14 protein-coding genes and 2 tRNA genes are annotated in these 12,050 nt (G+C 64.8%); 3 read left to right on the forward strand and 13 right to left on the reverse strand.

Going from position 1 to position 12,050, the window contains the following annotated elements; genetic code table 11:
* Nucleotides 1–54: 54 nt before the first annotated feature.
* The 7 genes from rplL to L1787_RS14810 form a co-directional block, all read right to left on the reverse strand.
* Nucleotides 55–447, reverse strand: coding sequence for a 50S ribosomal protein L7/L12 (gene rplL, locus L1787_RS14780; RefSeq protein WP_235709599.1), 393 nt, complete (start codon nucleotides 445–447; stop codon nucleotides 55–57).
* 39 nt (nucleotides 448–486) lie between these two features.
* A complete protein-coding gene (gene rplJ, locus L1787_RS14785) occupies nucleotides 487–1,041 on the reverse strand; it encodes a 50S ribosomal protein L10 (protein WP_235709600.1) in 555 nt (184 codons plus the stop codon).
* Nucleotides 1,042–1,671: 630 nt separating this feature from the next.
* Nucleotides 1,672–2,373, reverse strand: a complete 702-nt coding sequence (rplA, locus tag L1787_RS14790; RefSeq protein ID WP_235709601.1) for a 50S ribosomal protein L1 — start codon at nucleotides 2,371–2,373, stop codon at nucleotides 1,672–1,674.
* Complete coding sequence (gene rplK, locus L1787_RS14795; RefSeq protein WP_235709602.1) at nucleotides 2,373–2,801, reverse strand: 50S ribosomal protein L11; 429 nt, start codon at nucleotides 2,799–2,801, stop codon at nucleotides 2,373–2,375. Before rplK ends, rplA begins: the two co-directional genes overlap by 1 nt.
* 123 nt (nucleotides 2,802–2,924) lie before the next feature.
* Nucleotides 2,925–3,455 carry a transcription termination/antitermination protein NusG gene (gene nusG, locus L1787_RS14800; protein ID WP_235709603.1) on the reverse strand — a complete coding sequence of 177 codons (531 nt, stop codon included), beginning with the start codon at nucleotides 3,453–3,455 and terminating at the stop codon, nucleotides 2,925–2,927.
* 48 nt (nucleotides 3,456–3,503) lie between these two features.
* Nucleotides 3,504–3,689 (reverse strand): preprotein translocase subunit SecE, encoded by a 186-nt coding sequence (gene secE, locus L1787_RS14805; protein WP_235709604.1) that lies wholly within the window; start codon nucleotides 3,687–3,689, stop codon nucleotides 3,504–3,506.
* Between the two features lie 455 nt (nucleotides 3,690–4,144).
* A tRNA-Trp gene (locus L1787_RS14810) sits at nucleotides 4,145–4,220 on the reverse strand.
* Nucleotides 4,221–4,399: 179 nt separating this feature from the next.
* Between L1787_RS14810 and L1787_RS14815 the strand changes: the two genes are divergently transcribed.
* Nucleotides 4,400–4,900, forward strand: coding sequence for a cytochrome b (locus L1787_RS14815; RefSeq protein ID WP_235709605.1), 501 nt, complete (start codon nucleotides 4,400–4,402; stop codon nucleotides 4,898–4,900).
* Between the two features lie 85 nt (nucleotides 4,901–4,985).
* Here L1787_RS14815 and L1787_RS14820 read toward each other — a convergent pair.
* Nucleotides 4,986–5,059: transfer RNA gene (locus L1787_RS14820), tRNA-Gly, on the reverse strand.
* Nucleotides 5,060–5,121: 62 nt separating this feature from the next.
* On the opposite strand from L1787_RS14820, the gene L1787_RS14825 reads away from it, so the two are divergent.
* Nucleotides 5,122–5,763: a pyridoxamine 5'-phosphate oxidase family protein gene (locus tag L1787_RS14825; protein ID WP_235709606.1), complete on the forward strand. Its 642-nt coding sequence runs from the start codon at nucleotides 5,122–5,124 to the stop codon at nucleotides 5,761–5,763.
* 51 nt (nucleotides 5,764–5,814) lie between these two features.
* On the opposite strand, the gene L1787_RS14830 is transcribed toward L1787_RS14825, so the two are convergent.
* The 5 genes from L1787_RS14830 to L1787_RS14850 all read right to left on the reverse strand — a co-directional run bounded on the left by L1787_RS14830 (nucleotide 5,815) and on the right by L1787_RS14850 (nucleotide 10,773).
* Nucleotides 5,815–6,591 carry an enoyl-CoA hydratase gene (locus L1787_RS14830; RefSeq protein WP_235709607.1) on the reverse strand — a complete coding sequence of 259 codons (777 nt, stop codon included), beginning with the start codon at nucleotides 6,589–6,591 and terminating at the stop codon, nucleotides 5,815–5,817.
* Nucleotides 6,588–7,781, reverse strand: a complete 1,194-nt coding sequence (locus L1787_RS14835) for a CaiB/BaiF CoA transferase family protein (protein ID WP_235709608.1) — start codon at nucleotides 7,779–7,781, stop codon at nucleotides 6,588–6,590. The genes L1787_RS14830 and L1787_RS14835 overlap by 4 nt, the downstream gene beginning before the upstream one ends.
* Nucleotides 7,782–7,860: 79 nt before the next feature.
* A complete protein-coding gene (locus tag L1787_RS14840; protein WP_235709609.1) occupies nucleotides 7,861–9,135 on the reverse strand; it encodes a TRAP transporter large permease in 1,275 nt (424 codons plus the stop codon).
* Nucleotides 9,132–9,710, reverse strand: a complete 579-nt coding sequence (locus tag L1787_RS14845) for a TRAP transporter small permease (RefSeq protein ID WP_235709610.1) — start codon at nucleotides 9,708–9,710, stop codon at nucleotides 9,132–9,134. The genes L1787_RS14840 and L1787_RS14845 overlap by 4 nt, the downstream gene beginning before the upstream one ends.
* A 61-nt stretch (nucleotides 9,711–9,771) precedes the next feature.
* The gene (locus L1787_RS14850; protein ID WP_235709611.1) at nucleotides 9,772–10,773 is read right to left on the reverse strand and encodes a TRAP transporter substrate-binding protein; all 1,002 of its coding nucleotides are present in this window, start codon (nucleotides 10,771–10,773) and stop codon (nucleotides 9,772–9,774) included.
* Nucleotides 10,774–10,892: 119 nt separating this feature from the next.
* Here L1787_RS14850 and L1787_RS14855 point away from each other — a divergent pair, with 119 nt between their 5' ends.
* Complete coding sequence (locus tag L1787_RS14855; protein ID WP_235709612.1) at nucleotides 10,893–11,834, forward strand: amidohydrolase family protein; 942 nt, start codon at nucleotides 10,893–10,895, stop codon at nucleotides 11,832–11,834.
* Nucleotides 11,835–12,050: the final 216 nt, after the last annotated feature.

Genomic DNA, 12,050 nt, shown 5'->3' on the forward strand with positions numbered 1-12,050 from the left:
ATGGTGGCGCGTACGCCACCGGGCGGGCCAGAAAAGCGGCCCGGCATGGCACCCTTACTTAAGGGCGACCTTCGCGCCGGCTTCTTCCAGCTGCTTCTTGATCTTCTCAGCTTCGTCCTTCGACGCCGCTTCCTTGACGGTCTTCGGTGCGCCTTCGACGAGGTCCTTGGCTTCCTTCAGGCCGAGACCCGTGATGCCGCGGACTTCCTTAATGACGTTGATCTTCTTGTCGCCCGCGCTCTCGAGGACGACGTCGAACTCCGTCTTCTCCTCGGCCGGCGCAGCCGCGTCGCCACCAGCGGCGGCACCCGGCATCGCCATCGCCATCGCCGGCGCAGCCGCCGCGGCGGAGACGCCCCAACCGTCTTCGAGCTTCTTCACGAGCTCGGACACTTCGAGGACCGTGAGCTTGGACAGCTCTTCGTACAGGCTATCGAGATTGGCCATGTTTCTACTTCTCTTTCAGGTTGTCGGTTCGAGTGGCCGTTAAGCCGCCGCTTCCAGTTTCGCCCGTTGCGCCGCAAGGACGCCGATGAGGTTCTGCGCAGGCGCGTTAAGCTGCGAGGCAAACTTGTTGCCCGGCGCGTTGAGCACGCGTGCCAGATTGGTCCCCGGCTGCAGCATGCAGCCCAGAAGTTTGGAGCGAAGCTCTTCGATCGAAGGCATCTTGGCGAGCGCCTCGACACCCTTCGAATCCATCGCTGCCTCGCCGAGGAGGCCGCCGATGATGATGAGCTTCTCGTTCTTCTTGATGTACTCAGTCAGAACCTTCGGAGCCGCCACCGGGTCCTCGGCGTAGGCAATGCCCACGGGACCGGTGAAGAGCGGCGCCACCACACTTCTGTCGACATTCTCGAGTGCAATCTTGGCGAGCCTGTTCTTGATGACCTTGAACTTCGCCCCAGCCTGTTTCATCTGGCGACGCAGCTCGGTCATCTCGGCGACGGTCAGACCCGAATACTGGGTCACGACCACGGAGCCGGAGTTGGCGAACACCTCGTCGAGGAAGCTCACCATTTCGCGCTTTGCGGCTCTGTCCACCGTTCTCTCCAAGACAATGGATGATCGTCCTCGAAAGGGCGTCATCCGCTCGATTTGCCCGGCTCGGCGGTGCACCGAACCGGACGGCTAAAACCCGTCCCGAAGGCGAACGGAAACCCGTTCCGACCCCCGTCTATGCAGGGCGATTAAGCGGTCCTTTAGAACCACACCTGCAGTCTCGGACAGGCTGCCCCGGCGTCCCCCGAAAGGTTGGCCGGAGCGACCCTTGCAAGGCCGAAGCCCCGCAAAGTCCTTATGTGGGGATGATCGCCCCACGAAACTCGTTCGGGCCGTGGCCCGTGTTATCTCTGGCGCCGGACCTGCCCGCGGCCACTGTCGCGGGATCGATCGGCGTCTTACTCTGTGCGTCGCGGGATCGGACCCGCGCCTTGCCCAGGCGGTTCTTCGACCCGTCGGAAGGCCGGTGATCGTCGCCCTCGTCGAGGCCGACCCGCACCCTTCTCAACCGAACCAGGTCTCCACCAAACGGATCACCAGGACCGTCACCACGGCCACGGCCGCACCGAGCGCCATGCGCTGAATGCGGTTGTTGGGCTTATCGGGTGACGCCATCGGCTTTCCCATTCGTAGACGAGCCGCCGACCCGAGGACCGGCGGCCGTCTCGATCGTTACGCTTCGGCCGCGACCGTCGACAGGTCGAGCTTCACGCCCGGGCCCATCGTCGAGCTCATGGCGGCCTTCTTCATGTAGGTGCCCTTGGCACCGGCCGGCCTCGCACGGCTCACCGCATCCCAAAAGGCGCGGATATTCTCGACGAGCTTCTGGTCGTCGAACGAGACCTTGCCGACGCCGGCGTGCACGATGCCCGCCTTCTCGACGCGGAACTCGACGGCGCCGCCTTTGGCGTCACGCACGGCCTGCGCGACGTCGGGGGTGACGGTGCCGACCTTCGGGTTCGGCATCAGACCACGCGGGCCGAGAACCTTACCGAGACGACCGACCAGCGGCATCATGTCGGGCGTCGCGATGCAGCGCTCGAAATTGATGTTGCCGGCCTGGACCTCGGCGACGAGCTCCTCCGCACCGACGATGTCGGCGCCGGCGGCCTTCGCCTCTTCGGCCTTGTCGCCACGGGCGAACACGGCGACCTTGACGTCCTTGCCGGTGCCGTTCGGCAGAACGCACACGCCGCGAACCATCTGGTCGGCATGACGGGGGTCAACGCCCAGATTGATCGCGATCTCGATGCTCTCGTCGAACTTCGTCGTCGCGCGCGACTTGATCAGCTTCACCGCCTCTTCGAGGCCGTAGGACTTGTTGCGGTCGAGGCCCTCATACGCGGCCTTCATGCGCTTTGCGATCTTGGTCATTATTCCGTGACCTCCAGACCCATGGAGCGGGCCGAGCCCTCGACCATCTTCATCGCCTGCTCGACGGTGTCGGCATTGAGGTCCTTCATCTTGGCCTCGGCGATCTCTTTGACCTGCGCCTTCGTCACGGAACCCGCGACTTCCTTGCCGGGCGCCTTGGAGCCCGACTTCAGGCCCGTCGCCTTCTTCAGGAAGAAGGACACGGGGGGCGTCTTGATCTCGAACGTGAAGGACTTGTCCGTGTAGTAGGTGATCACGGTCGGGCACGGAGCGCCCTTTTCCATGTCCTGCGTCTTCGCGTTGAACTCTTTCGTGAACATCACGATGTTCAGACCGCGCTGACCGAGCGCCGGGCCGATCGGCGGCGACGGGGTCGCGACGCCGGCCGGCACCTGCAGCTTGATATAGCCGGCAACCTTCTTTGCCATTCTCAACTCCTCTGGGTCCGAAGACCCTGCCAAACTCGGGCCCTATGCCCGTCTGCGGTATCGGCTTGCCGGGTTGGCCGCCCGGCTCGCCTCCCGCAACTCCAAGCGATCCCTCGGGACCGCTTAAACCTTCTCCACCTGCGCGTATTCGAGCTCCACATTCGTGGGGCGCCCGAAGATCGACACTGCGACCTTCACCCGGGCACGCGCATCGTCCACCTCTTCGACGTAGCCGTTGAAGGAGGCGAACGGGCCGTCCGAGACGCGGACCTGCTCGCCGACCTCGAAGGACATCGTCGGCCGCGGCCGCTCGACACCCTCGGTCACCTGATGGAGGATCCGCTCCGCCTCACGATCGGGGATCGGCTGGGGACGCTGCGTCGCACCCAGGAACCCGGTGACCTTCGGCGTGTTCTTGATCAGGTGGAACACTTCATCCGTCAGCGCGCACTTCACGAGCACGTAGCCAGGGAAATAATTGCGCTCGGTGTCGACGCGACGCCCGCGGCGCACCTCGGTCACCTTCTCCTTCGGGACCAGCACCTGCTCGAACATGTCGGTCAAGCCCCGCGATTCCGCCTCTTGGATGATGGCGTCGCGGACCTTGTTCTCAAAGTTCGTGTAGGCGTGGACGATGTACCAGCGCTTTTTCATTCGCTATTTGCCTTGATGGTCCTGAGTGAGCGGCCAGAAAACGGCGCCTCAACCGAGGACCAAACCGACCCCGTAACCGAGGATCTGATCGACCAGGAAGAAGAAGATCGATGCGAACGCGCACATGATGAACACCATGATGGTGGTGATCAGCGTTTCCCGACGCGTCGGCCAGACCACCTTTTTGGTTTCGGTCCGGACTTCCTGGATGAACTGAAATGGATTCGTCGCCACGAGGACCCCTCTTTTCGCCAGACGAGGCGAGACTATCTCTCACCAGACGCAGCGAAGCCTTGCGACGCTGTCACAAGGCTCGTTCACCACCGATCGTCTGAGCGGCAAGGCGCACGACCCCCTTCGGGCGCCTCGTAGACAGCGTAGCTAACAACAGAGGGACGTCGATGCAACCCCTCCTGAACGCCATGCGGAGATTCTTTCTCGAAAAAGTCAAGTGAGCCGTTCCCCCTGCCCGGCGCGGCGCCCGGTCGCGATTGTGGATCGTCATCGTGGAACGGCGGGGACATCACGGCGCGGGCACGGTTCACTCGCGAATCCGACGCTCTTCGCTCGCGAATCGCGCAATCGAGAGACGGTCGCCGCGGTTTTGTGATTCGGCTTTTTCGGGCGTCCACCAGCCGCTGATGGCTGAGCCTCGGGCAACGCGACGGGACAATCAGCCTCGAAGGGCTTGGCAGGGGCGGAGGGACTCGAACCCCCGGCCTACGGTTTTGGAGACCGCCGCTCTACCAACTGAGCTACGCCCCTAAGCGGCCTCTGCAATAGGATGCTTCGCCGGCCGCCGCAAGCCTCGATTGGCAAAGAACCCTCAGCTTTTCACCCACGATCGGACAGCGCCTCTTCCGGCCCGGCGGATCGACCGATTGCGTCGCTGCGGCAAAATTCATTATAATCGTTCTAACTGAGAAGTTTCGGAGAGACCGACGATGGCCCCGGTTCGCGCGAACGGCTGGTCGACGCTCAACATCATCCTGCATTGGCTGATCGTCGCCTTCATCATCATCCAGTTCTTCGATCATGAAGCGATGGTCGCGATGTGGCGCGCGGCGCGTCAGGGCACGGAGATCGATGCCGGAACGACCTGGCTCGGGTGGACGCATATCGTGGTCGGCATTCTCGTTCTCACCGCGACCGTGGTGCGGATCGCCGATCGGCGCATCGCCGGCCGGCCCGCTCATCCGGACGGGGCGCCGGCTTGGACGCACCAGCTCGCCCGGATCACCCACACCCTGCTCTACGCCCTTCTTCTCGCAATGCCGCTGACCGGCCTCGTCGCCTGGTTCGGCGGCGTCGGCGCGGTCGCCGAGGTCCACGAGACCTTGTGGACGCCGCTTCTCGTCATCGTGGCGCTTCATATCATCGGCGCGCTGGTGCAGGAATTTTACTACCGCACGGGCGTGCTGCGCCGGATCGTCGGCCTGAAATGACGGAGGCGGGCGCGCGTCGCACGCACAATCGCGTCCAGCGTTCGGGCGGGCCGATAAAGGGTCGTAGCGGGGCTGTCGCGGGGGCTGGAGCGGGTGAAGGGAATCGAACCCTCGTCGTCAGCTTGGAAGGCTGCTGCTCTACCATTGAGCTACACCCGCGCTGCGACATCAGATAGCCTCCATAGCGAGGCGCGTCCAGCGCCGAGAGCAAAGGGACCGCGATGGACGAGATCGAATCGCACCAAATTCACAGCGAAGACGAGCTCCGCAGCCGCTTCAAGGACCGCAACCCCCTCTCGATCCAGAAGGCCCATGCGCGCCTCAATCGCCACGATCGGGACTTCATCGCCCGCTCCCCCTTCCTCGTGATCGGCACGCAAGGGGCGAATGGGGTGGCGGACGCGAGCCCCCGCGGCGACCCGCCCGGCTTCGTCGCGGTGATCGACGACACGACGATCGCGATCCCCGACCGACCGGGCAACAACCGGCTCGATACGATGACCAACATCATCGAGAACCCGGCCGTCGGGCTGATCTTCCTCATTCCGGGCTTCGACGAGACGCTGCGGATCAACGGCCGCGCGAAGATCACAACCGCGCCGAGCCTTCTCGCCGAGATGGCGGTGCGCGATCGTGCGCCCGGCGTCGCGATCGTGGTGGAGATCGATGAGATCTTCCTCCACTGCGCCAAGGCGTTCCGCAGATCGAAATTGTGGGATCCCGCGAGCCGGCAGGACCGCTCCGAGATGCCCGGTCTCGCAACGATGATCCTCGAGGTCGCCAATGACGGTCCGGTCGACGCCGATGTCGGCAAGGACGCGGACGAGAAGGTCGAAGCGAGCTACGAGCGCACGATGTACTGAGGAAAACGGGACGGCGCCGCCGCCGCCCCGCCTCTCATCGGTGGCGGGCGATCAGCGCCCGGTCCAGGCCGGCTTGCGCTTTTCGAGGAAGGAGGCGACGCCTTCGCGGAAATCGTCGCTTCCATAGATGCCTTCAACGATATCCTCGATATCGGGAAGGTTCGCCTCGCGGATGCGAAGGATCGCGTCCTTGCTGCCGGCGATCGTCAACGGCGCGTGCTGGAGGAGGCGCTTGGTGATCTCCCCGATCCGCGCGTCCATGTCGCCTGGCTCGACGAGATCGATCAGATAGCCGAGGTCGCGCGCCGCCGTCGCGGGCATCATCTCACCGAGGATGAGCATCCGCTTCGCCCAGGACGTGCCGACGGCTTCGAGAAGGCGCGCATAGCTCTTCGCCGACAAGCAGTTGCCGACGGTCCGGGCGAGCGGCGAGCCGAATTTCGCGTCCGGCGTCGCGATCCGCAGATCGCAGGCAGCGCTGATCGCGAGCCCGCCGCCGACCGCATAGCCGTCGATCACGGCGAGCGTCGCCTGCGGCAAACGCTCCAGCCGGCCGACATAATCGTCCATCTTCGCCTCGTAGGCGAGCCCGTCGGCGCCCTTGGTGAAGGCGGAGAAGCCGCGAATGTCGGTCCCGGCGATGAACGCCTTGCCGCCCGCCCCGCGAAAGACCACGACGCGGGTCTGCGTGTCGGTCCTCAATTCGCTCGCGATCTCGGCGAGACGGTCGTACATCGACCAGGTGAGCGCGTTCATGGCCTCCGGCCGATCGAACGTCACATAGGCGACGCCGTCGCGCTTTTCGAAGCGGACCTGTCCTTCACTCATCGTCCAAACGCTCCCGCTTCCTTCAGGCTGTCATAGGATCGATCGAGGCCGAGCGCGCCGATCACCTCCTCGGTGTGCTCGCCGAGGAGCGGTGCGCCGCGGCGCACCTGTTGCGGCGTCTCGCTCATTTTCACCGCGAATCCGAGGGACTTATAAGTCCCCTCCACCTTGTGCGGCACGTCCATCACCATCTTGCGCGCCAGTGCATGATCGGCCGTCGTCGCCGCTCCATAATCGTTGATCGGGCCGGCTGGAATGCCCGCCTCGAGCAGCGCGTCGACCCATTCATCGGTCGTCTTGGTGACGAAGACCTCCTCGAGCGCCGCAATCAGCGCCTCGCGGTTCTGCATGCGGCCGGTGTTGTCGGCGAAGCGGGGGTCGTTCTTCAGATCCTCCCGCCCGAGCATGTCACACAGCCGCGTCCACAGCCGCGCGTTCGCCGCTCCGAACACGAAATGCCCGTCGGAGGAGCGGACCGCCTGATAGGGTGCGCTCATCCGGTTCGCGGTGCCGATCGGGCGCGGCGCCTCCCCGCTCGCCCAAAGCTCGGTCGTCTCCCAGATGGACAGGCCGAGCGCCGCCTCGAACAGCGAGGTGTCGATATATTGGCCGCGCCCCGAGGTCTCGCGCCCATGGAGCGCGGACAGGATGCCGTAGACGAGGAAGAGGCCCGAGCCGAGATCGGCGATCGGCGTCGTCGCCTTGACGGGTTCGCCGTCGGCCGTGCCGGTCGCGCTCATGATCCCGCTCATCGCTTGCGCAATGAGGTCGAAGCCCGGCCGCAACGCCCATGGCCCGGTCTGCCCGAAACCCGAGATGCTCGCATAGATGAGGCGCGGATTGATCTCGGACAGCGTCTCGTAGTCGGCTTTGAGGCGCGCCATCACGCCCGGCCGGCTGTTCTCGATCAAGATGTCGGCGCTCTTGACGAGCTCGTAGAAGACCGCCCGCCCCGCCTCGTTCTTGAGGTCGATTTCGACGCTTCGCTTGTTGCGGTTGAGCGCCAGAAAGCCCGGACTGTCGGTCCCTTTATAGCGATATTCCATCGCGCTGCGCGTCTGGTCGCCGGTGCCGGGCGGTTCGACCTTGATGACGTCGGCGCCCATGTCGCCGAGGAGCATGCACGCGAACGGCCCGGCCATGACCTGGCTGAGGTCGAGGACGCGCAGGTCCGATAGCGGCTGGTTCATGGTCGACCCTTTCTGTCGTCTGATGTCGTGCGCCCGCAAGGCGCCGCGCGCCTTGCGGGGCGGCCGCGTCGATGGCGGCTCAGCGCATCATCTTGGGGAGCCAGAGCGAGATTTCCGGCACCAGCGTGAGCAACGCGAGCGTTGCAAAGAGCGGGATATAGAAGGGCAGAAGCTGCTTCAGGATCGCCTTCATCGGCACGTTCGCGATGTCGGATATCAAGAAGAGCGCGAGCCCCATTGGCGGGGTCAGCAGACCCAGCATCAGATTGAAGATCGCCACGATCCCGAGATGCACCGGATCGACGCCCGCCATATGGAGCGGCCCGGCGATAATCGGGATCACGAGGAGCGTCGCCGTCGTCGAATCGAGGAACATCCCGACGATCAGGAGGATCACGTTGGCGATCAGGAGGAGCATCAACGGATCGGTGGACAGCGAAAGGAGCTCGCGCGCCATCATCTGCGGGATCTGCTCGACCGTGAGGATCCACCCGAAGATCGCCGCCGCCGACACGATGATGAGGATCGCCGACGTGCTCTTCACCGTCTCGATCGCGGCATGAACGAGATGCTCGACCGTGAGCGTGCGATAGAAGAAGGCGCTGATGACGAGCACGTAAACGACCGTGACCGAGGCGGCTTCCGTGGGCGTGAAGAAGCCCATCAACATGCCTGCCACGAGCAGGACGGGGGTCATCAGTGCCGGAAAGGCCGGCCAGAAATCGCGCCAGATCTCGGACATGCGCGGCCAGCGATCGGCGCGCGGATAATGATGCCAGCGGCCGAGCACGGCAACCGTGATCATCAAAAAGGCGACACAGATGAGCGCCGGGATGATGCCGGCGAGAAGGAGCTGGATGATCGAGACGCTCGTCACCGAGCCGTAGATGATCAGCGGGATCGAAGGCGGAAAGATCGGCCCGACAACCGCCGAGGAGACGGTCACCGCGCCGGCGAAATCGCGGCGGAAGCCGCGCGCGGCCATCGCCTTCACCTCGATCCGCCCCAGGCCGCCGACATCGGCGAGCGCGGCGCCGCTCATGCCGGAAAAGATGAGGCTCGAAAAGATGTTCACCTGCGCAAGCCCGCCCGGCGCGCGGCCGACGAGCGTGTTCGCGAACGTGAAGATGCGCTCGGTGATGCCGGCATTGTTCATCAGGTTGCCGACGAAGATGAAGACGGGCACGGCGACGAGCGGGAAGGAATCCAGCGCATAGGCCATGCGCTGGCCGATCAGCTCGATCGGAAAGCCGCTGACGAGGATATAGACGATCGCCGGCACCATGATGGCGAGGACGACCGGCCAACCGAGCAGGAAGGCAAGGCCGAAACTGCCGAGGATCGCACCCGTCATGTCGGAAGCTCCTCGAGCGGATCGGGTTCGTGCTCTTCGCGCGTCAGTACGTAGAGCGGCCGGCCCATCAGCCCCTTCGCGAGCTGCACGGCGCACTCGATCGCGGCGAGGGTGAGGCCGAGGAAGGCGGCGGAGAAGAACACCCAGTAGGGAATCTGCAAGGTCGGTGTCGCGTTGTTGAGATTGCGGATCGTGGCGACGGCGACCGAGAGCGCGGCCGTTCCGAACGCGAGCGTCCCGGTCAGCGCGATCAGGAAGCGCAAGACCGCCTGAACCGCCTTCGGCATCGCGCCGAGCACCTCCTCCATGCGCACGCTGGCGCCGGATGAGACGACGGTCGGCAGCGTCACGAAGACCACGCAGATCAACATGAAGCGGGCAAGCTCCTCCGCCCCGATAAAGGGCTGCCGCACGATCTCGCGCAGCACCACCTGGATGGCGGGCATCGCGACGAGGACGGCGAGGAGCACGAGCGCGAGGCGGCGAAAGACCCAGCGTACCGGCGCGAGAATGCGGTCGGCGCGGGTCTCGTCCGTGCGGTCGGCGAGGAGATGGGATGATGCAGTGTCGGTCACGAAGGGGCCGTCGTGCGTGAGGTGAAGGCCCGGCCGCGATCGGCCGGGCCGTGTCGCTCGATCAGTCGATCTTGCCGATGCGCTCGATGTACGGCGTCCAGCTCGGGAAATCCTTCTGGATCTCCGCCGAGACGCTGTCGCGGAACGCGTCGATCTTCAGACCATCCTCGGGGGTGATGAAGGTCATCCCCTTCCCTTCCAGCTCGCCGATGAGGTTCGTCTCGGCCTCTTGCGCCTGCGCATAAGTCTCTTGCGCGAGGTCGTCGAGCACGGTGAGGATCGCCTGCTGATCTTCCTCGGAGATCTGGCCCCATTGCCGCTCGTTGATGAACACCGGCAGCACGTTCTGCATGTGGCCGGTCAACATCACGTTGCTCTGCACTTCGTAGAGCTTGTTGGCGTTGATCATCGTGAGCGGGTTTTCCTGGCCGATCACCATGCCGGTCATCAGCGCCGTCGGCAGCTCGCTCACCTCGACCGGGGTCGGGATCGCGCCGAAGCCGCGGATCATGGTGGTCCAGAGCTGGAGGGGCACGCCGCGGAAGGGCTTACCGTCGAGATCGGCGGGCGAATAGACCGGCTGATTGGCGGTCATCTGGCGCGCGCCGCGATAGAGACGGCCGATGATGCGCATGCCGCCGTCCTCGGACAGCGTCTCGTTGAATTCCTCGAGAACCTCGGAATTCTGCGGATCGGTCGCGGCGAGGGCATGCGCGCCGTCACGATAGATGAAGGGCGCGTTGAAGACGGCGATATCGTCGGCGAGCTGGCTCAGCGAGGCGAACTCGTGGTGACCCATCGAGATCGAGCCGGAGCGGACGCCGTCGATCAGCTCCTGCACGCCGCCGAGCTGGGAATTCGGGAACACCGTGACGCCGACGCGGCCCTCGGTGGCCTCGGGAATCCGCTCGGCCGCCTGTTCGGCATACCAATACTGGATGTCCCCTTCGGAGCCGACATGCGCGTAACGCAGCGTCACGTCCTGAGCGAGTGCGCCGGTCGCCGCAAACGCCACGGCAGACGCCGCGAAGAGGCCAAGAATACTACGTGATGAACGCTTCATCTGGTTTCCTTCCCTGATCGTCTCTCACCGCCTCTTGTCAAACCCGGGCGATTGAGTGTTCCAATAGGTTGGCATACCAAAGCGACGAAGAAAAGTCTCCGATCGACGAAAGGACGTCCGTGGCTCCCTCCCTCTCCTCCCCCGATGCCCACAACGACGCCGATATCCTGCGCGTGGTGGACCCTCATCAGCACTTCTGGAACCTCGACGAGAATCCCTATCCCTGGCTTCAGGGCGAGCGCATCCCGTTCCGCTATGGGGACTATTCGTCGATCTGCCGGAACTACCTCCCGGATGATTTCCGCCGTGACTGGGGACCGAACCTGATCGTCGAGAAGACGGTGCACATCGAAGCGGAATGGGATCGCGCCGATCCCGTCGCCGAGACGCGCTGGCTCGAGGCGCTCAGCGCCCGCGAGGGGCTGCCGAGCGCTTGCGTCGCGTTCGCCCAGCTCGACGCGCCGAATGCGGCCGAGATCATCGCCGCACAGGCCCAGCACCGTCTCGTGCGCGGCATCCGCTGCAAGCCCGCATCCGCCGGCGATCCCGCCTCCGCCAAGCGCGGCGAACCCGGCTCGATGGATGACGCCACCTGGCGCGAAGGATATGCCGAACTCGGCAAGAACGGCCTCTCCTTCGACCTTCAGACGCCGTGGTGGCACATGGACGCCGCCGCCGAGCTCGCGCGCGACTTTCCGGGGACGCAGATCATCATCAACCACACCGCCCTCCCCTCCGATCGGAGCGAGGACGGGCTCGCGGGTTGGCGTGCGGGGATCGAGCGCGCGGCGCGGGAGCCGAACATCGCGATCAAAATCTCGGGGATCGGCCTTCCGGGCGTTCCGTGGTCGGCGGAGAATAACGGCCCCGTCATCCGCGACACGATCGCGGCTTTCGGCGCGGACCGGGCCATGTTCGCGAGCAACTTCCCCGTGGATAGCCTCGCGGGCGACTACGCCACCATCTTCCACGGCTTCGCCGCGGTGGTGAAGGACCGCCCCGAAGCCGAGCAGGCCAAGCTCCTGCGGGAGAACGCGATCAAGTTCTACCGCCTCGGCTGAACCGCGGTTCGGCGACATGGCTGCACGTCGTGGCCTGTCGCGCCCCAACCGCGCGTGGTGGCGGAAATCGCATCAGGACGCTTGTTCGGCTCCCTGCGCGCGCTTTCGCCACCAATCTTGCCGGTCGCGCTGGACGCGCGGCCGAATTAAACAGAACGTGCACACCCCGTCCGGCCGGACGATCCGGCGCCGGGTTCGCGCACGACCAAGGAGTGA

Origin of the sequence: Acuticoccus kalidii (genome assembly GCF_021556395.1) — a bacterium.
GTDB classification, from domain to species: domain Bacteria; phylum Pseudomonadota; class Alphaproteobacteria; order Rhizobiales; family Amorphaceae; genus Acuticoccus; species Acuticoccus kalidii.